Raw genomic sequence first — 862 nt, 5'->3', positions numbered from 1 at the left:
GGCCTCCAGCCGGGTACCCGGCTGGAGGCCCTGGCGGCGGACTCCGCTCAGCACCTCCTCGCCGCCGCGGCCGACCGTCTCGGTCGGCCCTGCGCCCACGTGGAGCGCGCCGGCCGCATCGAGCGCGAGGTCGTCGCCGCGGCCGAGGGCGCCGAGCTGCTCGTCCTCGCGCGCGACGGCGACCGCACCCGCCTCGGGCCCCACAGCCTCGGCCCCGCCACCCGCTTCGTCGTCGACCACGCCCCGTGCCCCGTCCTGCTGGTCTGGCCGGAGCCGGCACCGGGCACCGCCACGCTCCCTCCCCTGCCCGACCGGCGGTAGCAGCGCGCCCCGATCAGTGGCCGGTGTCCGGCCCCGGGTAGGAGAGCCGGTGGCGGCTGCCGGCCGGAAGGCGGACCCGGAAGCGCCGCGCGTCGCCGGGAACCGCGACGGCCGTGACCGGGTTGCCCTGCTCGTCGGTCAGGACGGGGTTGCCAGCGCGCTCGGGCAGGTGGAGATCGACCGTCGTGTCCCGGGCGGCGTGCAGTTCGGCTCCGGTCAGCGCGCCCTGGCGCCAGCTCAGGCCGACCGTGAGCCCACCCCGCGCGCGCAGGCCGCGGACGTCCCCGTCCGGCCAGGACGGCGGCAGTGCCGGCAGCAGCCGCAGGACACCGTTGTGGCTCTGGAGCAGCGCCTCGGCGATTGCGGCGGTGATGCCGAAGTTGCCATCGATCTGGAAGAGCCGGGGCGGGTGCAGGTCGAACAGGTTGGGCGCGATCGAGGTGGCGAGCAGACGCTCGACGGCGTGCCCGGCGAGGGCGCCGTCGCCCAGGCGGGCAGCGAGCCCGGCGACCCAGGCGAGGCTCCAGCCGGCCGCCGCCGT

At 77.7% G+C, this 862-nt stretch carries 2 protein-coding genes; one reads left to right on the top strand and one right to left on the bottom strand.

The window, feature by feature from the left end:
• The coding region (locus C2142_RS41205) for a universal stress protein (protein WP_241003041.1) at positions 1-321 on the top strand (321 nt) is incomplete at its 5' end.
• Between the two features lie 13 nt (positions 322-334).
• On the opposite strand, the gene C2142_RS36945 is transcribed toward C2142_RS41205, so the two are convergent.
• Positions 335-862: glycoside hydrolase family 95-like protein (locus C2142_RS36945; protein WP_346766423.1), on the bottom strand; the 528-nt coding region annotated here is incomplete at its 5' end.

Source organism: Streptomyces sp. CB01881 (assembly GCF_002953255.1).
Classification (GTDB): Bacteria; Actinomycetota; Actinomycetes; order Streptomycetales; family Streptomycetaceae; genus Kitasatospora.
This window is presented reverse-complemented; position numbering and strand designations above follow the sequence as displayed.